This is a genomic window from Gemmata algarum (genome assembly GCF_034097035.1).
GTDB lineage: Bacteria > Planctomycetota > Planctomycetia > Gemmatales > Gemmataceae > Gemmata > Gemmata algarum.
Genome location: NZ_JAXBLV010000233.1, coordinates 88717 through 108150, shown reverse-complemented (window position 1 = coordinate 108150; position 19434 = coordinate 88717). Strand labels below are relative to the sequence as shown.

General features: G+C 66.5%; 15 protein-coding genes. All 15 read left to right on the top strand.

The genetic code is table 11. The features are described 5' to 3' along the window. Window positions 1–76 precede the first annotated feature (76 nt). The 15 genes from R5W23_RS29265 (at window position 77) to R5W23_RS29195 (ending at window position 19299) form a co-directional block, all read left to right on the top strand. Complete coding sequence (locus R5W23_RS29265; protein WP_320689441.1) at window positions 77–559, top strand: NADH-quinone oxidoreductase subunit NuoE family protein; 483 nt, start codon at window positions 77–79, stop codon at window positions 557–559. 3 nt (window positions 560–562) lie between these two features. After that, window positions 563–1930 carry an NADH-quinone oxidoreductase subunit NuoF gene (gene nuoF, locus R5W23_RS29260; protein ID WP_320689440.1) on the top strand — a complete coding sequence of 456 codons (1368 nt, stop codon included), beginning with the start codon at window positions 563–565 and terminating at the stop codon, window positions 1928–1930. 123 nt (window positions 1931–2053) lie between these two features. Further along, window positions 2054–2803: a hypothetical protein gene (locus R5W23_RS29255; protein ID WP_320689439.1), complete on the top strand. Its 750-nt coding sequence runs from the start codon at window positions 2054–2056 to the stop codon at window positions 2801–2803. A gap of 101 nt (window positions 2804–2904) precedes the next feature. Then, window positions 2905–4611, top strand: coding sequence for a molybdopterin-dependent oxidoreductase (locus R5W23_RS29250; protein ID WP_320689438.1), 1707 nt, complete (start codon window positions 2905–2907; stop codon window positions 4609–4611). Between the two features lie 107 nt (window positions 4612–4718). Next, entirely contained in the window at window positions 4719–6017 is a 1299-nt protein-coding gene (locus tag R5W23_RS29245) for a complex I subunit 1/NuoH family protein (RefSeq protein ID WP_261187410.1), read from the top strand. A gap of 63 nt (window positions 6018–6080) precedes the next feature. After that, complete coding sequence (locus tag R5W23_RS29240) at window positions 6081–6647, top strand: NuoI/complex I 23 kDa subunit family protein (RefSeq protein WP_320689437.1); 567 nt, start codon at window positions 6081–6083, stop codon at window positions 6645–6647. Between the two features lie 137 nt (window positions 6648–6784). Continuing rightward, window positions 6785–8017: an NADH-quinone oxidoreductase subunit J family protein gene (locus R5W23_RS29235; RefSeq protein WP_320689436.1), complete on the top strand. Its 1233-nt coding sequence runs from the start codon at window positions 6785–6787 to the stop codon at window positions 8015–8017. Beyond that, window positions 8014–8439 (top strand): NADH-quinone oxidoreductase subunit NuoK, encoded by a 426-nt coding sequence (nuoK, locus tag R5W23_RS29230; RefSeq protein WP_320689435.1) that lies wholly within the window; start codon window positions 8014–8016, stop codon window positions 8437–8439. The genes R5W23_RS29235 and nuoK overlap by 4 nt, the downstream gene beginning before the upstream one ends. After that, the gene (gene nuoL / locus R5W23_RS29225) at window positions 8432–10390 is read left to right on the top strand and encodes an NADH-quinone oxidoreductase subunit L (RefSeq protein WP_320689434.1); all 1959 of its coding nucleotides are present in this window, start codon (window positions 8432–8434) and stop codon (window positions 10388–10390) included. The genes nuoK and nuoL overlap by 8 nt, the downstream gene beginning before the upstream one ends. Before the next feature lie 94 nt (window positions 10391–10484). Further along, window positions 10485–12377, top strand: a complete 1893-nt coding sequence (locus tag R5W23_RS29220; RefSeq protein ID WP_320689433.1) for a complex I subunit 4 family protein — start codon at window positions 10485–10487, stop codon at window positions 12375–12377. 83 nt (window positions 12378–12460) lie between these two features. Continuing rightward, a complete protein-coding gene (locus R5W23_RS29215) occupies window positions 12461–14029 on the top strand; it encodes an NADH-quinone oxidoreductase subunit N (protein WP_320689432.1) in 1569 nt (522 codons plus the stop codon). Window positions 14030–14909: 880 nt separating this feature from the next. Continuing rightward, window positions 14910–15449: a helix-turn-helix domain-containing protein gene (locus tag R5W23_RS29210; protein WP_320689431.1), complete on the top strand. Its 540-nt coding sequence runs from the start codon at window positions 14910–14912 to the stop codon at window positions 15447–15449. Further along, window positions 15446–16153 (top strand): ISL3 family transposase, encoded by a 708-nt coding sequence (locus R5W23_RS29205; RefSeq protein WP_320689430.1) that lies wholly within the window; start codon window positions 15446–15448, stop codon window positions 16151–16153. Before R5W23_RS29210 ends, R5W23_RS29205 begins: the two co-directional genes overlap by 4 nt. Window positions 16154–16539: 386 nt before the next feature. Further along, window positions 16540–18516: a 1,4-alpha-glucan branching protein GlgB gene (gene glgB, locus R5W23_RS29200; RefSeq protein ID WP_320689429.1), complete on the top strand. Its 1977-nt coding sequence runs from the start codon at window positions 16540–16542 to the stop codon at window positions 18514–18516. A 75-nt stretch (window positions 18517–18591) separates the two neighbouring features. Next, window positions 18592–19299, top strand: a complete 708-nt coding sequence (locus tag R5W23_RS29195; protein ID WP_261187418.1) for a DUF1559 domain-containing protein — start codon at window positions 18592–18594, stop codon at window positions 19297–19299. Window positions 19300–19434 lie beyond the last annotated feature (135 nt).

The window sequence follows — 19434 nt, the reverse complement described above, 5'->3', positions numbered from 1 at the left end:
GCTGTCTTCCTTTTGTGCCCTTTGTGCTTTTTTGTGGCCACGGCTCTCCTTTGCTTGGTGAACGTTGGAGCGCGACATGCCGGCTTTGAGTCCTGAGCTTCGCGAGAAGATCAAGGCGTTCATCCCGAAGTACCCGCGCAAGCAGGCGGTGACTCTGCCGGCGCTGCACCTCGTCCACGACGAGCTGCGCACCGTGTCGAACGAGGCCATCGTCGAGATCGCCGAGATCCTCGAGCTGCACCCGTCGGAGGTGCACGACACGATGACCTTCTACGCCTTCTTCAAGGGCGAGGGGGAGAAGCTCGGCACCACGCGGCTGTGGGTGTGTCGCGGGCTGGCGTGCATGCTCCGCGGCGCGTACGAGCTGATCGAGCACTGCGAGCACAAGCTCGGCGTTCACTGCGGGCAGACCACCACCGACGGGAAGATCACGCTGGAGTTCGCCGAGTGCATCGGCGCCTGCGACGGCGCCCCGGCGTGCCTCATCGAAGACGTTCACGCGATGAACGTGACGCCCGAGAAGGCCGACCAGCTCATCACCGAACTGAAGCTGAAGTAAGCCATGCCATACGAACCCGTACTCCTCGCGCGGATCAACAAGCCCAACAGCGGCAAGCTGGAGGGGTACCGCGCCGACGGCGGCTACGAGACCATCGCGCGGGTGCTGAAGGACAAGCAGCCGCTCGATGTCACCACGCAGGTGAAGGACGCCGGGCTCCGCGGCCGCGGCGGCGCGGGCTTCCCGACCGGCCTCAAGTGGACCTTCCTCCCGAAGGACCACCCCGGCCCGGTTTACCTGTGCGTCAACGCCGACGAGTCCGAGCCCTGCACGTACAACAACCGCATCCTGATGGAGAAGGACCCTCATCAGGTGCTCGAAGGGATCATGCTCGCGTGCTACGCGATCAAGTCCCCGAAGGCGTTCTACTACGTCCGGTACGAGTACGGCGACTCTTACCGCTCGCTCGCCGCGGCCGTTGAAGAGCTGTACGCCGCCGGGTTCCTCGGCAAGGGGATCTTCGGCAGCAGCTTCGACCTCGACATCGTCCTGCACCGCGGCGCCGGGGCGTACATCTGCGGCGAGGAAACGGGCCTCATCGAGTCGCTGGAGGGCAAGCGGGCCTGGCCCCGCATCAAGCCCCCCTTCCCCGCGATCGAGGGCGCGTTCCGCAAGCCGACGATCGTGAACAACGTCGAAACGCTTGCGTGCGTGACGCAGATCATGAAGCGCGGCAAGGAGTGGTTCCAGTCGCTCGGCGTGCCGCCCGACCCGAAGAACCCGCGCGACGCCGGCAGCTACGGCCCGAAGCTCTACACGCTGGCCGGGCACGTCGAGAAGCCGGTCTGCGTCGAGGTTCCGATGGGCATCACGATCCGCGACCTCGTCGAGAAGCACGGCGGCGGCGTGTGGAAGGGCCGTAAGGCGAAGGCGGTCAACCCCGGCGGCCTGTCGATGGGCTTCGTGGACGTGAACGCGCCGCTCAAGGGCGAGGACGGCAAGACCGAGTACGATATCCCGCTGGACTTCAACGGCCCCGGACGTGTGCAGTGCCTCGGGTTGGGCACCGCGGCCGTCACCGTGATCGACGACCAGACCAGCATGGTCGATGTGCTCCACAACGTGTGCCAGTTCTTCAGCCACGAGAGCTGCGGGCAGTGCACCCCGTGCCGCGAGGGCACCGGGTGGATGCTCAAGATCACCGACCGCCTCCGCCGCGGGCTCGGCCGCAAAGAAGACCTCGACATTCTTGTTGACGTCGCGGACCGGATCGGGATCATGCCCGGGACGACCATCTGCGGGCTGTCCGACGGGGCCGGGTGGCCGGTGAAGACGGCGATCCGCAAGTTCCGCGCGGAGTTCGAGGCCGCGATCAAGAGCGGCGCGAAGAGCAAGTACGCGAAGTCGCTCACGATGGCCGGGGCGCACTGAGCCGTCGGGAGCAGCCGGCGCGGATCGTTTTGGATGGGTGCGGTGGTCTCGTGGTACTGATCGGTTTCGTGCTGTTCGTGTCGCCGTGTAGCGGCATCCAGCACCGACCCGCGAGGTGTCGCCATGCGTCCGCGAATCCTGACGGTGGGTGCCTGCTTGCTCCTTCTTCTGGGGTGCAAGCGGGGCGCGCGAGACACGGGACCGGCACGCGACGAGGTCGGCGTCAAACCGGCCCCCGCAACTCCGACCGTGGCCGAAAAACCGGACACGAAGGACGAGCCGAACTGGCTGAAGGACGAACGGGGACGGCCGAAAAGGGATCAGCTCCCAGTTGACGGCACGACGAGCGGCGGGAAGCAGCCCTGGAACGTGGGGGCACCCGCTGGCGGCGCTCAGCCACCGACGGACGGGGCGCAAGTGGGCCAGTCGGGTGCGACGCAACCGATGACGCCACCGGTCGCCCCACCCGCTCCAGGAGGTGGTGCGAACCCGGCCCCGGCAAAGCCCCAGCCGATGCCAGCGGCGGGAAACGCGGTGCCGGCCCTCGCCCCGGCCGGCAACACACCCCTCGGAGCCGCGAAGCGGGTGGTCGCGATGGCCGACATGCGTGACCTCCAGTTGTTCATCGACACCGCGTCCCTCGCGAGCGGAAAGATGCCGTCCGGGGCCGAGATCTACGAGGCGCTGGTGGCGGCGCGAGCGCCGACGGCGGCGCTGGTGAAGGACGGGGCCATCGTCCTGACCGGCACCCGGGAGCGAGAGAGCGTGTGGGCGTTCGAGGCCAACGCGTACCTCAAGGGTGGGCTGGTGGTCAGCCAGAACGGGGTCGAACGGCTCACCGCCGACGAGTTAAAGCAGCGGCTCGGGAAATAACAGGCAAGGGGTCAGGGGACGGACATCGGGGGGCGGCGAACCGCCCGGTCTCTCGTCTCACTGATCTCGGATCTCTGACCTCTGTCCTCTGGGCTTACGAGATGCCGACGGTCTACGTCAACGACAAGCCGGTCGAGATCGGCGCCAAGCGGCTCAACTGCGTGCAGGCGGCGGAGCTGGCCGGCGTGTTCGTGCCGCACTACTGCTGGCACGAGGCGCTGTCCGTCGTCGCGTCGTGCCGCATGTGCCTCGTCGAGGTCGGCGACCTGAAGGACGGCAAGGTCACGATGCAGCCCAAGGTCGTTCCCGGGTGCCAGACGCCCGTGAAGGACGGGACCGTCATCGTCACGGGCGAGTACGACAAGCGCGACCGGGCGCTGCCCGTGCTGCCCTACGACCCGAACTACACGAAGGCCGCGGCGCCCGGCGAGCGGGCCAAGAAGTCGCAGGCGGACACGCTCGAAGGGCTGCTGCTGAACCACCCGCTCGACTGCCCGGTGTGCGACAAGGCGGGCGAGTGCAAGCTGCAGGACTTCTCGTTCAAGTACGGGCGGTCCGAGTCGCGCATGGTGGACGTGAAGAACGCGCCGCCGAACAAGCCGCACCTGTCCAGCAAGATCACCCTGTTCACCGACCGGTGCATCCTCTGCACCCGGTGCGTGCGGTTCACCCGCGAGATCTCCGGCACGTCGGAGCTCCAGGTGGTCGGCCGCGGGCACCACGAGGAGATCGACGTGTTCCCCGGCCGGCCGCTGGAGAACAAGCTCGCCGGGAACGTCGTGGACCTGTGCCCCGTCGGCGCGCTCGGCAGCAAGGACTTCCTCTACAAGCAGCGGGTGTGGTACCTCAAGACCACCGACGGAGTCTGCAACCGCTGCTCGACCGGGTGCAGCACCTACAACGACACGAACAAGGACATCGTGTACCGCGTCCGCGCGCGGCACAACCCCGAGGCGCAGGGGCACTTCATCTGCGACGAGGGGCGGTACGGATACCACCACGCCAACAGCGGCGAGCGGTTCGTGCGCCCCGTGGCGAAGGTGGAGGGGAAGTTCAAGCCGGTGCCTTGGAGCGCCCTCCTGCCGCAGATCAAGCAGGAGTTCGCCGACGCCGCGAAGGCCTCCCCGAAGGGCGTCGTCGCGGTCCTGTCGCCGTTCCTGACCGCGGAAGAGGCGTTCCTGTTCGGCAGCTATTTCAAATCGCTCGCCCCGGACGTGCGGCTGGCGCTCGGGCCGGTCCCCGTGGTGGGCGAGGACGACAAGTACCCCAAGAACGTGCGCGGCGAATCCGTTGAACCCGTCAAGTTCACCATCCGCGCGGAGAAGGCCCCGAACCGCCGCGGCGTCGAAGAGGTGCTGAAGCAGCTCCAGGGCGCCGTCATCCCGTTCGCGACCGTTGCGGGCGAAAGTCTCGCGGCGATGTGGTTCTGCGGCGGCTATCCCGATAAGTCACACCTCGACGCGCTCGTGCCGACCGGCTGGAAGGTGCCCGCGCTGCTGGTCGCGCAGGACCTCCTGCCGACGGTGGTGACCGCCTCGGCGAAGTACATCCTGCCCGCGACGACCGGGTTCGAGAAGGACGGCACGTTCGTGAACCACGCGAACTACGTGCAGACCTTCCCGCGGGCCGCGAAGCCGCCGGTCGAAGCGCGAACGGAGCTCCAGCTCGCCTTCGACCTGCTGGGGCGGCGCGGGCTGGTGCAGCCCGACGCGGTGCGCAAGGAACTTGCGAAGGCGGTGCCGTTCTTCGGGGCGCTGGCCCCGGAAACGCGGCTGGCGCTGGAAGTCGCTGGCGAGCGCGGGGCGTAAGCCCGCGACGCCGACCGGTTTCACACGACCTTCGTGGCCCGACGACCGCGTGTTCGTAAACGAGAACTCGGGGGGCTGACGCCCCCGCTCGCCAAGACCGAGACACCATGCCGACCCTCGACCCCCTTGTCATCACCGCGATCCTGATCGTCGGCCTCATCGGCGGCGTGCTGGGCGTGTGCGGGTACCTCACGCTCGGCGAGCGCAAGATCTCCGCCTGGATGCAGGACCGCGTCGGGCCGAACCGAGTCGGCCCCGGGGGGCTGCTCCAGCCGCTCGCCGACGGCGGGAAGTTCTTCCTGAAGGAAGAGGTCATCCCCGACCACGTCGATAAGGTCTTCTACCTGCTCGCCCCGGCGGTCGCGGTCGGCACGGCGCTGCTGGCGCTGGCGGTCGTGCCGTTCGGCCAGACCACCCCGCCGCCGGACGCGGTCGTGGCCGGCCCCGGCGCCGTGGCGACGTTCGAGGGCCAACAGAAGGCGTACCAGGAGAGCCTCAACTTCGCGATCGCGCCGGGCCTGGATATCGGCGTGCTGTACATCTTCGCGCTCGGGTCGCTGGCGGTGTACGGCGTGATCCTGGCCGGGTGGAGCGCGAACAACAAGTACTCGCTCCTCGGCGCGCTGCGCAGCTCCGCACAGATCGTGAGCTACGAGATCCCGCTCGGCATGTCGGTCCTCGGCGTGTTCCTGATCGTGGGCTCGCTCAACCCCGAAAAGATCATCGCCTGGCAGGCCGGCGCGAGCAGCGGGGACGCGGTGCTGGGCCAGCTCGCCGCGTCGCTCTCGATCGGGAACAACTGGTGGCTGGTGCTGTTCCAGCCGCTCGCGCTCCTGCTGTTCCTCGCCAGCGGCTACGCGGAGAGCAGCCGGTTGCCGTTCGACCTCCCCGAAGCCGAACAGGAACTGGTCGGCGGCTACCACACCGAGTACAGCTCGCTCAAGCTGGGCCTCATGCTGCTGACGGAGTACGTCCACCTCGTCACCGGCAGCTTCATGGTGGCGGTGCTGTTCCTCGGCGGGTGGAGCTTCTTCGGGCTCGAAGCGGTCTCCTCGAACGTGATCGTCACCGCGGTGCTGAAGCTGCTCATCCTCGTGAGCAAAATGGTCGCGCTGTGCGTGTTCGCCCAGTTCGTGCGGTGGACCATCCCCCGCTTCCGGTTCGACCAGCTCATGAACCTCGCGTGGAAGGTCATGATCCCGCTCGCCCTCCTGAACCTGCTGGCGGTAATCTTTGTGAAGCAGTTCGGGTGGCCGCTGCTGGTGCTCACGGGCGTGAACGTGGTGCTGTTCTTTGGCGCCGGCGTGCTGGGCGCCCGGACCAGCGGCACCGTCACCAACCCGAAGCGGAAAGTCGTGAAGCTGCCGCCGGGGCTGCCCGCGGGCGTCACTTATGCCGGGCGCTGACCCGCTCGTCGCCCCGAATCGCCCCCGCCTGTCAAGCGGCGGGGTGTCAGGACACGGTGCCTTATGCCGCTCGCCGAGAACGACGTGACGTGGGTCGAAGAGGCCAAGCTCGGGCTGTGGGAGCAGCTCTACATACCCGCGCTCGTCGCCGGGCTGAAGACGACGCTCGGGCACATGGTGAAGCCCAAGATCACCGAGCAGTACCCCGAGCAGGAGCCGAAGCTGACGCCGAACTACCGCGGCGTCCACCGGCTCAACCGCGACGCCGCGGGCCGCGTCAAGTGCGTGGCGTGCTACATGTGCGCCACCGCGTGCCCGGCCCACTGCATCGACATCGTGGCCGCCCCGGCCCCGACCGAGTGGCAGAAGGACGGCCGCGAGAAGTACCCCGAGACCTTCGTCATCGACGAGCTGCGCTGCATCTACTGCGGGATGTGCGAGGAAGCGTGCCCCGTGGACGCGATCGAGCTGACCACGCTCTACGACCTGACCGGGCTGAGCCGCGAGCAGATGGTGTTCGACAAGGAGAAGCTGCTCAGCGTGTTCGACGCCACCACGAAGGCGGGCACCGACCCGGTGCGGACGCAGTCGGGCAAGCTCGGCCCGGCGAGCGAGGCCCCGCCCGCCTGACGCGACCGCGAAAGTCGGAACCGGGTGGCCGGAACCGGAGCGCGTGACCGCCCGGTTCGGATTTCGCGGTTACCGAAATCGGTCCCGGCCTCATATACCATCGTCGTTACGCTTGTGACACCCATCACGAACTACGCATGAACCTGCTCGCGCTCAGTTCGACGCAGCAAGCCGGCGGGCAACTGGCCCTCGCCGCGCTGCTCGGTGTCGTCGGGTTCTACCTCCTGCTGCCGCGGCCGCGGGGTCGGTTCGTACCCGGCGGCATCGCGGCCCTCATCGGCGCCGCGGCGGTGCTGGTCGCGTGGCTCGTCACCACGTTCGGCCGCCCGATGCCGGACGTGATCGGCACCGCGCTGTTCTGGCTGTTCTCGGCCGGGGCGCTGCTGTTCGGCACGGTCCTCGTCGTGCAGAAGAACCCGGCCCGCGGGGCGATCGCGTTCGCGTTCGTGATCCTCAGCGTGTGCGGCCTGTTCCTGCTCCTGGCCGCGCCCTTCCTGATGGCGGCGACCGTCATCATCTACGCCGGCGCGATCATCGTGACGTTCCTGTTCGTGCTGATGCTGTCGCAGGCCGGCACGTCGAACGAGAACGACCGCACCCGCGAGCCGCTGTACGGCAGCTTCGCCGGGTTCGCGTTCGTCGGGCTGGTGCTGTTCACCCTGTACCAAACCAGCCAGGGGCCGAAGCCCGGCGAGGACGAGTCGGCCCCGCACGCGCGGCTGCTGGCACAGGTGGTCACCGCCGAGGAACACCGGGCACTGGGCGAGGCCGCCGCGCGGCTGGAAGAAGCCGAGCGGATCTTCGACGGCGACCTGACCACAGCAACCGAACGCGACAAGCGGACCGAGGAGTTCGAGAAGGCGTACCGGTCGATCAAAAACGACAGCTTGGTCCCGGTCGTGGGCGGCGTCAAAATCGGCGCCGGGGTGCCCGCCCGTAGCGGCGCAGTGGCGGACGAAGCGGGACAGGTCGAAAGCGGCTCGATCCGCGAACGGCTCGAGCCGCCGCTCCACGGTCCCGTCGGCACCGGAACCACACTGGTGCGAGAAGATCAGCAAGCCCGCGCGGCTCTGACGCGAGCGGGCGCGGTGCGCAAGACGAGTGCCGGCACGCTCGGCGAGGTCGAGCGGCTCATGAGTGCCGGTGCGACCCCGGACACGAGGGACGGCGCCAAGGCCGCGGTCCGGAAGCTCCGCGAAGAGGTCCTGTTGCTCCGCGGGTCCGCCGACCTACCGGCCGGCAACGTCCGCAACCTGGGGTTCGTGTTGTACTCGCAACATCTTTTAGCCGTCGAGCTGGCCGGCACACTGCTGCTGGTCGCGGTCATCGGCGCGGTCGCGATCACCCACCGGAAAGGGGGCGCGCAGTGACCATCACGCTCTGGCACTTCCTGGCCGTTGCGGCGGCCCTATTCGGCATCGGTCTGGTCGGGTTCCTCACCCGGCGGAACCTCATCACCATGTTCCTGTGCGCAGAAATGATGCTACAGGGCGTGGCGATCAACTTCGTCGCGTTCGCCCGGTACCACGGGAACCTCGACGGTCAGGTGTTCGTGATGTTCATCCTGGCGGTCGCCGCGTGCGAGGCCGGGATCGCGCTGGCCCTCTTCGTCAGCCTGTGGCGCCGGCAGCGGTCGCTCGACGCGACGGACCTGCAAGACCTGCGTGAACTCGGCACGCCGCTGGCGATGGACGCCGACCCGCTCGTTCGTCCGGTCGAAGAGCCGGACCCGACGCTCACCCCCGCGGGCGCCCGCCCCAAGCCGACCGCGGAGGAGGTGGCCCGTGTCTGAGCCGATCACCCTCGCCCTCATCGTTCTCGCGCTCCCGCTGTCGGCGAGCCTGCTGGCCGCCCTGCTGGCGTACACGCCGCTCAAGAGGTTCGCTCACGTCCCGCTGATCCTGGCGTGCGGCAGCGCCGCGGTGACCGCGCTGGTCCTCCTCATGAAGGTGATGGACAGCGGCACCGGCGTGACCGTGTCCGAGCCGCTGACGTGGTTCGCGGCCGGGCACCTGAACGTCCGGTTCACGCTGGCCGTCGACCCGCTTTCGGCGATGATGCTGTCGATGATCACCTTCATCGCCACGTGGATCGCGCTGTTCGCGAGCGGGTACATGCACGGCGACGGCGGGTTCGCCCGATTCTTCGCGGTGATGTCGCTGTTCGTGTTCAGCATGTGCGGGCTGGTGCTCGCGAACAACTTCCTGCTGCTCGTGGCGTTCTGGGAGGGCGTGGGGCTCTGCTCCTACCTCCTCGTGGGCTACTACTTCGAGAAGCCGAGCGCCGCGACCGCCGCCCGCAAGGCGTTCCTGGTCACGCGCATCGGGGACACGGGCTTCCTGCTGGGCATCTTCCTGTTGTGGAAGCTCGGCGGGTGGAACACCGACCTGAGCCTGCTGTTCGATCACATTCAGCACCACCCCCCGGAGCAGTGGCAGCTCACGACGGCCTGCCTGCTGCTGTTCTGCGGCGCGGTCGGCAAGAGCGCCCAGTTCCCGCTGTACGTGTGGCTGCCGGACGCGATGGAAGGTCCAACGCCGGTGTCCGCGCTCATTCACGCGGCCACGATGGTGACCGCAGGCGTCTACCTACTGGCGCGATGCTCGCCGCTGTTCGCGATGGCCCCAGACGCGCAGATCGTCGTGTCGTGGATCGGTGGGATCACGGCGATTCTGGCCGCCTTCATCGCGCTCGCCCAAACCGACCTGAAACGGGTGCTGGCGTATTCGACCGTCAGCCAGCTCGGGTTCCTGTTCCTTGCGTTGGGCACGAGCGGCACAATCGACCCGAAGTTCGCGGTCGTGGCCGCGATGTTCCACCTGTTTACCCACGCGTTCTTCAAGGCCCTGCTGTTCCTGGCGGCCGGGAGCGTGATGCACGGGATGGGCGGCGTAATCGACGTGCGCCAGTTCGGCGGCCTCCGCAAGGTGATGCCGACCACGCACCTGACGTTCCTGTGCGGCGCCGCGGCGTTGGCCGGGGTGCCGCTCCTGTCGGGCTTCTGGAGCAAGGACCTGATTCTCGAATCGCTGCTGGAGGCGAGCGAGACCGAGAGCCGTTACACCGCCGGCTACTTCGCCCTATTCCTAGTGGCGTGTACCACGGCGTTCCTCACCGCCTTCTACACCTTCCGAGCGTACTTCCTGACGTTCTGGGGGCCGGAGAAGATCCCGCACGAGGCCGGCCACCACGCGCACGAGTCGCCGCCGTCGATGACGATCCCGCTGATCGTGCTGGCCGTTGGCGCGCTGGCGGTGGGTGCGGTGGTCGAACCGTTCACCCACTGGTTCAGCGACTTCGTGGGCGGCACGCAGGCCATTGCCTCTTCGCGCGGGCTGGCGCCGGCGAAGGAGGTGCCGCACCACTTCAACTGGCTCATGGCGGGCCTCAGTGCCGCTCTGGCTCTGAGTGGCATCGGCCTTGCGTTCGTGCTGTACCGCAACGGCGGCGCCGACAAGGTGCCGTTCGGGATGAGCGGGGTGTTCAAGGCGTCCCGCGACAAGTTATACGTAGACGAGCTGTACGGGGCGGTGCTGGTCGCCCCGTCCAACGTGCTGGCGTTCCTGGCCCGGGTGTTCGACGGGTTCCTCGACGCCCTGACGCGGCTGATTGCCACGATCCCGCAGTTCCTCGGGCACTTGGTGCGCCCGATCCAGAACGGCCTGGTGCAGTTCTACGCGCTGTCGATGGCCCTGGGCGTGGCCGTGTTTCTGACGTTTGTCGTGTTCCGAATCACCCGCTAGGAAGTGCGGGGTGCGGGCCGTGGGACGCGGAGTTGAAGAATCGTTTTTGGTTTTCGCTCCGCGTCCCACGGCCCGCACCCCGCACTAAAGACTGATGTCTGAATACGCCGTCATTCGCGTGCTGGTCCTGCTACTGGTCCTGCTGCCGCTCGTGTCGGCAGTGGTGGTTCCGGCGTTCGGTCGGGTCGCGCGCCGCGCCGCTCTGATCCTGGCGCTGCTGCACCTCGGGGTGACCGGGGCCGTCGTGATTTACGCGGGCATATGGCTCGCCGAGCGAAACAACGACCGACGGGTCGCCGGTGACATCGGTTCGTTGCACTTCAGCCCCGAGTTCGTTCCCGGCGACTCGGCCGGTTACGCCGGGGACGGTTCCGACGGCCGCACCACCTGGACGGTGCTGAGCCTGTCGAGCAAACCGACGCCCCGGGGCGAGTCGGGGCCGAACGTGCAGTTGTACCTCGGCGTTGACGGACTGAACCTGTGGCTGGTCGCACTCGCCAGCGTCATGCTGGTGCCGGTCATCCTGGTGTCGTGGGAGTCGGTGCAGCAGCGCCCGGGTGCGTTCTACGGGTGGCTGTTCGTGCTCCAGGCCGGCGTCATCGGCGCGTTCCTGTCGTTCGACGTGGTGCTCTTTTACGTCTTCTTTGAACTCACGCTGATCCCGTCCTTCTTCCTCATCGGCAACTGGGGGGTGACCTCGGCCCGCCGCGACGCCGCCCGCAAGTTCTTCCTGTACACCCTGGCTGGAAGCCTGCTGACCCTGGTGGGTGTGATCGGCGTTGTGCTGACCAACCCGAGCGAGGACGGCAGCATCACGTTCTCCATTCCGAAACTGATGGCGAACGTGCAGGAAGGGATGCACGCGGCGCACCTCAAGGCCCTCGCGGGCGACGGCTCGGCGCTGGCCGCCAAGCACCAGACCCAGTTCTGGCTGTTCCTGGCGCTGATGGCCGGGTTCATGGTCAAGGTGCCGATCTGGCCGTTCCACACGTGGCTCCCGTCGGCCTACGGCGAGGCGCCCACCGGCGTCACCATGCTGCTGTCGGCGCTGATGGCGAAGCTCGGGACGTTCGGCATCTTGCGGCTCGTGCTGCCGCTCGTGCCCGACGCGGCGATCCAGTACGGGTTGCCGGTGATCGGCGGGTTCGCGGCCTTCGGGATCGTCTACGCGGCATTGTGCGCGTACGCGTCCAAGGACATGAAGCTGGTCATCGCCTACAGTTCGGTCTCGCACCTCGGGTTCCTGGTGCTCGGGCTGTTCGCGTTCAACCGTGAGGGGTTGGCCGGGTCCGCGCTGCACATGGTGAACCACGGGCTGAGTACCGGGGCGCTGTTCGCCTCGCTCGGCTTCCTGATGGACCGGTACCGGACCACCGACATCGCGAAGTTCGGCGGCCTCATGGGCCGCTACCCGAACTTCGCAATCCTGTTCTTCGCGCTGGCGTTGGCTAGTGTCGGGCTGCCCGGGCTGAACAACTTCGTCAGCGAGATGATGATGCTGGCCGGGCTGTTCGACGCCCGCAACCCCGGGCTCAAGAGCCTCGCGTTGGCGGTCGTCGCCGCGACCGGCATCTTCCTCAGCGCGTGGTACGTGTTCACCATGCTCCGGGCGGTGTTTTTCAACCCGCTGAAGGAGCCGGAGCCGGTCGCACCCGAGGCGCCCGCGGGCGATATTTGTCGGCGCGAGTTCTTCGCGTTCGGATCCCTCGCCGCGCTGTGTCTCGTGCTCGGCCTGCTGCCTCAGCCCGTGCTGGACACGATGAAGCAGGATGTCCGGAAGCTGTCGATCGTGGGCGACGCGGCCCGCGCCCGCGTGCAGGGCGTGCCTTACGTGTATGTTGAGGACGAGCTGCCGCCCGCGAACGTGTCCGCACCGGTTGCGCCGCCCGAGCCCCTTAGTAAGGGTGGACAGAACAAGGGTGACGAAAAGGGCAAAGTCAACAACAAAGCCAAGGCGGCCAATAAGAAGGCCGACGGTAAAGAGTAGCGGTAGCGAAGGCGGCGCGCTCGCGGCAGCGTTCTAACCGGAGCCGGTCGCGGCTCGTCACACCCGACATGACAGCAACCCCAATGACCGATCCGCTCCTGCAACAGACGCTTACGGGTGTGTTACGGCTCGCGTGGCCGGAGATCGCGCTCGTCACAACCGCATGCGCCGTGTTCCTGTTCGGGTGCCTTTGCAACCGCCGGTGGCTCTGGTTCACGGTGTCGCTGATCGGTGTGGTGCTGGCCGCGGTGCTCGCGGGCGTGTTGGATGCACCCGCGCCCGAACTGCTCACGGCGGCCCCGCTGGTTCCGGACGGCACCGCGGCGTTCGTGCGGTGGCTGAGCCTCATCAGCGTGTTCGTGCTGCTGTTCGTGTCGTGGGGCGAAGTGGACCGCACCAACGCCTCCGAATACTACGGGTGCCTGCTGGTCGCCGGCGCCGGGGTGTCGCTGGTGGCCCGGGCCAACGACCTCGTCACGCTGTTCCTCGCGCTCGAGATGCTGTCCATCCCGACGTACGTCCTCCTGTACCTGCCGGCACGCAACAAACTGAACCAGGAAGCCGCCGCGAAGTACTTTCTGCTCAGCGTGATGTCGTCGGCGCTCATGCTGTTCGGGTTCAGCTACCTCTACGGGCTGACCGGCAGCACGAACCTCACCGTCATCACCGACTCGCTGGCCAAGACCCACGCCGACGCTCTCAACCCGATGGCGCTGGTGGGCATCGTGCTGGTGATCGCGGCGTTCGGGTTCCGGATCACCGCGGTGCCGTTCCATTTCTACGCCCCGGACGTTTACGAGGGAGCGCCGGCCGGGGTGGTGGCCCAGCTCGCGTTCTTCCCCAAGGTCGCCGGGTTCGTCGCTCTGGCCCGCGTGCTGGGACTCCTCGGCGCCGACGTGAAGCACCTGCCGTTTGACTCCGCCACACAACTCCCGCTGCTTCTCTGGATCTTGGCCGCGCTGACGATGTGCGTCGGGAACGTGCTCGCCCTGTTGCAAGACAACGTGCGCCGGATGCTGGCGTATTCGAGTGTGGCGCACGGCGGGTACATGCTGATGGGTCTGGTGATCGCCAGTTCGCTCCCGGACGCCGCCGGCCGGCCCGATGTCGGTGGGATTGATGCGGTGCTCGTCTACCTCGCGGCTTACGGGATGATGACCATCGGCGCGTTCGCCGTGATCCTGTTCCTGAGCCCCCCGGACCGGCCGGTGGAAGCGATCGAGGATTTGGCTGGCGCGGGTCAGTCACACCCGATCTCCGCGGCGGCGATGACGGTCTTCCTGTTTAGCCTGATCGGTCTACCGCTGACGGCTGGGTTCGCGGGCAAGCTGCTGTTGTTCGTCGGGGCGTTCAGCGCCCCGACCGGGACGCCGGTAATGCGGAACCTCTATCAAGTGATGGCGGTGATCGCGGCGATCAACTCTGCGATCGGGGCCTACTACTACCTGCGGGTGATCGGGGTCATGTACCTCCGCACGCCGCTCCGCACCCCGACCCGTTCGCGCGCGGTGCCGACGTTCTTGGCGAGTGTGGCGCTGGCCGGGGGTACGCTGGTCTTCGGCGTGTACCCGGAACCGATCGTGGCGGCCGCGCGGAAGGCCGCGCCCATCCCCGCGGCTACCAAGCCCACCGCCGAGCGCAACGCGAAGTGACCACCGCTCTGTGCCTCACGCGCCGCCTGCGGCGGTCGGGCGTGAGGCACCCCGCTCCCCCTACTCCCCTCAAGAACAAAGTGCGTAGGACGAGCCCGTCCTACACAGAACGGGCTACAGGCTGATCCGATCGGGGCCGGCGGAAGTTGCATACGGGCGGGTGAGCGAGCGGCAGGTCCACAAGTCCTCTTCGGGTTTCGTTGGTTCGTTTCGCAGCCCGTTCGAGGGGGCACGGACTCGGCAATTCCCCTCTACTACGGTCACGCGTACACGCCAATTCGTCTCGAAGAATGCCCCTCGCTCCGTCGATTCGCTCGCACCCAGCGGCATCGCGCATCTGGAACAAAGCGGTCTTGTCCGCGGTCACAAAGACACGATCGCCGATCCGATCTCATACCTGCCTTACGGTCCACAGAACATGGTTTCGGTCGTCGTACCGCCCATTGCGTCGATGGTGGTGTAGAGCGGCCCCAACCACCGTCTCGCGCCAACCGCACCAACCCGGGCACCTCACCGTAGAGTGCATCATGCACCTGCAACACCGTGACGAGTACCGCGGGCATCCATCGTACCTCATACAAGCCCACCCCAACCGAGCATTGAGCTGAGGCGCAAGCCCGGCACCGCGGAGAGGGTCCGGGGACGAACGAAGCAACGCAGGAGTCACGCGGCTCGGGTGCGAGGCCCACAGCTATCACAAAAACAATTGCAAACATATTAACAATTGAAACAAATCAACTCCACGAGTTAGACATTACCGGCTCTCCGCGATTCTTGGGGGTGTGAGAGTGTTTTTTGCGGTTTGGTCGATTAGCAACGGGTATTCTCAGCGAGTTGACCACAGCCGCGTGTTCACCCTTAACAGTTCCGGAGACTCGCCATGAACGGCGAGAGCGTTTCCCAGGTCTGGACCGACCTCGTCCAATTACCGGGGTTCGCCGTCGTCCACGTGGAGCCGGACACGGCCCACCAACGCTACTTCATCACTGTGGTTCCCGAGCACGCCATTGGCGTCTGCCCCCAGTGCCAACGAACCGGCGACACGATCAAGCAACGACGCAATCGGGATCACATCCTCGACTTGCCCCTTGGTTCGCATGCCGTCGAGTTGACCGTCCGTGTCGGACCGTTCGAGTGCCAACACTGCGGGCCGTGCTTCACTCCGCCGATCCCGTTCCTGGCCGAAGGGTCGCACGCCACCGAACGACTCCTGGTGCGAGCCGCCGAGTTGATCCGCCACAGCGACGTGGCCAATGCGGCTCGGTTCTTTGGAATCCCGGAGAAGACTCTGGAGGGGTGGTATTACGCGTTCATCGAACGGCAGCAACAGCGAGCGGCGGAAGCACCATCGGGGACGATTCGTCGCATCGGGATCGACGAGCTGTCTCTGAAAAAAGGCACCGGCCGTTCGTCGCCGTGATCGTCGATCACGATCACGGGTGCGTGCTCGATGTGCTGGAAAGGCGTGAGAAGGGGACGGTGTTGGGGTACCTCAGGAGGCAGAAGGAACGGGGCGTGTTGAGTCATGTCGAGGAGGTGACGACGGACATGTGGGACGCCTACGTGGAGGCCGCCCGGGAGGCGTTCGGGGAGAGCGTCGCCATCACCATCGACCGGTTCCACGTCATGAAGAACTTCCAGGACGGCCTGACGGCGGCTCGCCGGGAGTTGCAGCGTGGGCTGTCGGCGGCGGCCAAGACCCGACTGAAGGGGAGCCGGTGGTGGGTGACGAACCCGGAGAACCTGCGTGAGGAGGACCGTGAACCGTTCGCCCGGTTGCGGCAGGAGTTCCCGATGCTGGGTGCGTTGTGGGACCAGCGGGAGGGCTTGCGTGCGATCTTCGAGGATCGATCGATCACCACGGTGGAGCAGGGTCGGGAGCGGTTGGAGGGCTGGATGCGCGAGGTTCGGAAGTTGGGTCTATCGTCGTTAGACAAGTTCTGCAAGACGTTGACGAACTGGATGGGCCGGATCGCGAACTACTTTGGGAACCGGAACAGCAACGGTCGCACCGAGGGGTTCAACCACGGGCTACGCTCCATCCTGTGGCGTGCCTGGGGCATGGTCAACTTCAAGAACTTCCGGCTCCGCGTGTTGGACCGCTTCGGACGGGCGAAAACCTGAACGTCCCCAAGAATCGCGGAGAGCCACATTACCTTAGTGAGTCTTCATCGAAATCGATGTGTTGATTCGGTTGTCGCCAGGTGCTGCAAGCGCGTCGTTCGGTACGTACCGACGGGTTAGGGGACGACGGACACTTCCGTCCGCTTGTTTGTCAAAAGTCAATCGGTTGAGACATATAAGATTGTTAGGTGCAGGCCGTTCGGGCGTGCCCCGTCCGGCCCCGCGCCGCGACATATGGGGTTCGCGCGCTCCTGGGCTTCCGGCACAATCATTGCTCCGCAACTTACTTCTTTGCGGTGATGTGCGCCCGGCGGGTGGCGAATCGGCCGCGAATCCGGTAGTTCTTCTTTTAATCTCCCGTCACCCCACGCGGACCGAGCGAACCTATGAGCCACGCCGACGAGACGCCCAAGTTCCTCCCGTTCGGCTCCGATCCAGCCCCCGTTCCCGCGACCACCCCGACACCGACCACCGGGTACGAGTGGTTCGGCCCGCAGGACGTGTACCTCTTCAACGAGGGGAGTCACATCCGGCTGTACGAGAAGCTCGGCTCGCACCCCGCCACCGTGGGCGGCGCCGCCGGGTACCACTTCGCGGTGTGGGCGCCCAACGCGGACTACGTCAGCGTCATCGGCGACTTTAACGGGTGGGACCGGGGCGCCAACCCGCTCAAGGTGATCGGGTCTTCGGGCGTGTGGGGCGGGTTCGTTCCGGGGGTGAAGCGGGGCGCGTGCTACAAGTACCACGTCGCCGCGCCCGGCGGATTCGCCGCCGAGAAGACGGACCCGTTCGCGTTCACCTGCGAGATCCCGCCGAAGGCCGCCGCCGTCACCTGGGATCTCGGCTACAAGTGGGACGACGCGGAGTGGATGGCGAAGCGGAAGGACAAGAGCGGTCACGACAAGCCCGTGAGCATTTATGAGGTCCACCTGGGCTCGTGGATGCGCGAGGCGGACCCGCCGTACCACTCGCTCAACTACCGCGATGTCGCCCCGAAGCTGGCGGAGTACTGCGCGGACCTGGGGTTCACGCACGTCGAGCTGCTGCCGATCACCGAGCACCCGTTCTTCGCATCATGGGGGTACCAGACCACCGGGTACTTCGCGGCCACCAGCCGGTACGGCACCCCGCAGGACCTGATGTTCCTGGTCGACACCCTGCACCGGCACGGCATCGGGGTGATCCTCGACTGGGTGCCGAGCCACTTCGCCACGGACGCGTGGGCGCTGGCGCGGTTCGACGGCACCGCGCTCTATGAGCACGCGGACGCGAAGCAGGGGTTCCACCCGGACTGGGGCAGCTACGTGTTCAACTACAGCCGGCACGAGGTGCGCTCGTTCCTGCTGTCGAGCGCACTGTTCTGGCTGGACAAGTACCACATCGACGGGCTGCGGGTCGACGCGGTGGCGTCGATGCTGTACCTGGATTACTCGCGCAAGCAGGGTGAGTGGGTGCCCAACCGGTACGGCGGGCGCGAGAACATCGACGCGGTGGACTTCCTGCGGCGGTTCAACGAGGAGGTGTACCGGCACTTCCCGGACGTGCAAACGTACGCGGAGGAGAGCACCGCGTGGCCGATGGTTTCGCGCCCCACATACGTCGGCGGGCTGGGGTTCGGGTACAAGTGGGACATGGGCTGGATGCACGACACGCTCCGGTATTTCATGCTCGACCCGATCCACCGGAGGCACCACCAGAACGACCTCACGTTCCGGATGCTGTACGCGTACAACGAGAGCTTCGTGATGCCGCTGTCCCACGACGAGGTGGTGCAGGGCAAGGGGCCGCTCTGGGACAAGATGGCCGGCGACGAGTGGCAGAAGTTCGCCGGAATGCGCCTGCTGTTCGCGTACCAGTGGGGCATGACCGGTAAGAAGCTCCTGTTCATGGGCGGCGAGATCGCCCAGCGGCAGGAGTGGCGGCACGACCAGAGTATCGACTGGCACCTGCTCCAGCACGTGCCGCACAAGGGCGTGCAGTCCGTGGTGCGGGACCTGAACAAGCTCTACGCGAGCGAGCCGGCGCTTCACGAGCTCGACAACCAGCCGGGCGGGTTTGAGTGGATCGACTGTACCGACTCGGCCAACAGCGTCATCGTGTGCATGCGCAAGGGGCGGGGCGATGACGTGATCGTGCTGGCCTACAACTTCACCCCGGTCCCGCGCTTGGGGTACCGGGTGGGCGTGCCGGGGCCGGGCGCGTGGACCGAGGTGCTGAACACCGACGCCGCGGGGTACGGAGGCAGCAACGTGGGCAACGCCGGCGCGGTGTACGCCGAGTTCTCTCCGATGCATGGACAGAAGTACTCTGTACTGCTGCACCTGCCGCCACTTGGCGCAGTATTCTTTAAGGGCAAGCTCTGATTCGGGTGGGATCCCGACGGTGCGCCGCTGGCACTCCGTCGGGATCTCGCGCTCCGTTCCCCGGAGGTTCTGTCGATGCGTGTGTCATGGCTGCGGGCGCTCCTGCTTACCGCCCCCATCGGTCTCGTCGCTCTGGCGGTCGTGGTTCCCGCGGCGGCCCAAGACGAACCGCCGGCCGTTACGGAAATGGTCCGCTCGCAGAACAACCTCAAACAGATCGCGCTGGCCGCGCACAATTTCGAGAGCGCGAACGGAAAGCTGCCGAGCAACGTCGCTGATAAGGACGGTAAGCCGCTGCTGAGCTGGCGCGTGGCCATCCTCCCGTACATCGAGGAAGAAGAGCTGTACAAGCAGTTCAAGCTGGACGAGCCGTGGGACTCGGACACGAACAAGAAGCTGATCGAGAAGCTGCCCAAGGTGTACGCCCCGATCCGGGTGAAAGCCAAGGCCGGCGAAACCTTCTACCAGGGGTTCGCCGGCAGCGGGGCACTCTTCGGCGGTAAAGCGCAGGTCGCGATTACGGAGATCACCGACGGGACATCGCAAACCGTTATGGTGGTCGAGGCCGGCGAACCGGTGGTCTGGACCAAGCCGACGGACCTCCCGTTCGACGCGCAGAAGCCACTGCCAAAGCTCGGCGGGATGTTCGACGGCGCGTTCCACGTGGCACTCTGCGACGGTTCGGTGCGCCGCGTTCGGCGGAACTTCGATCCCGATGAGTTCAAAAAGACGGTCACGATCGCGGGCGGTGAGATCGCCGACAGTAAGAAGCTCTGGAAGTGAGTGCCGCCCGCGCCGCGGCATACCCGGAAGGCCTCTGATCAGCCGAGCCACGTCAATTGGCCCAGCGTAACAAGCCGGGTTTGTGAGCACAGGTGCCACGAGTCCGGCTCTCCTGTTCCAGGCACGTGTTCCGAC